Consider the following 1,169-nt stretch of genomic DNA (forward strand, 5'->3'; position numbering starts at 1 on the left):
GCCTATTTTCATCAGAGAGCTCCTGTGATTAGCGGCATTGTGCGGTTGCGGTTTCATACAATTCATTCTGCTCGCTCTTTTCTGGCAGCGTGAGTTGCAGGCTGCAAATAGTCTTGCCTGAGCTCTGTACGTCAAGCTTCATACCGTTGGCCGCATCAGGAATAAACAGGCTGCCTTTTTCACCTACCACGGTGACAAAATTGCCTGCGCTATCGAATACGCTGGCACCGTGAGGTAACGGTTGACCTTGCGCATCTTTCACTTCAACCAATACCCGGCGGGTACGCACCACGTCAAAATTGAAGTAGTTTACTGAACCACGAGCCGCTTCGGTCTCCTGCCAGGCGTTGTTGATATCGACATTCTTACCCAGGCTGCGAGTGTCTACCTGAACGGCGGAACGCTTGAAGCCGTTCAGTGTGGGTATTACCGCGTAGCCACGGCGGTCGGTCCAGGTCGGGCCTGCCGGTGTTTCCAGGCGCACGCCCGCTTCTTCACCGATTTTGGCAATGCCGAAGGTGTCGCCAATGTTATACGGCGATAGCGTAACGCCACCGTGATGCGCAACTATTCCGCCCGTGGCGCGGGCTGACCAGGTGGTGGTGTTGTCAGAACGGTGGGTAAGGCCACCGCTAAGCTGGCTGATCGGCGTGACCATGTCGAAGTTGGCACCGTTTAAGGTACTCTGGTTGCTGAAGTCGCGCTCGCTCATCAGGCTCCAGCCACGGTCCTGGCTGGAACGATCGTTGTAGCGCACCCCGGCTCGGCTGCTGCTACTGCTGCTGTTGACATAGCTGCTGATGCTGCGGCTGCCAAAGGGCACATTGACCGTCAGGTAGGCACGGTTTTCAGCCTCGGTTGTACGGCTACCGGTACTGTGCTCCAGGCTGGCACCCACAAAGACGCTAGCGATCTGTTTGCTCCATCCGCCACGTACGTAATCGGTATGGTCGCCATCAAAGGTGCTGGTTCGCGCCCAGGAGAGTGACAGGCTACCGATCAACTCCTGCGCCCAACTCAAACCGCCACCAAACTGATTGCGGTTTCTTGCCGCGTTATCCTGCGCTTCAGCCTGCAAGGCGTCACTCAGTTCACGGTAGCCAGACGTTTGCTGGCTGGCATTGGCGTTAAGCGAAATCCGTTCGGTGAGGCTGCGGCTAAAAAAAGCG

The 1,169-nt window shown here is 56.6% G+C and carries 1 protein-coding gene; it reads right to left on the bottom strand.

Annotated features, from left to right (window positions below):
* Positions 1-28 precede the first annotated feature (28 nt).
* Positions 29-1,169, bottom strand: a 1,141-nt coding sequence (locus AC2A1E_RS24105; protein WP_484385860.1) for a fimbria/pilus outer membrane usher protein, incomplete at its 5' end; no start/stop codon positions are given.

This window comes from Serratia sp. HNCC26DJ206 (assembly GCF_057180605.1).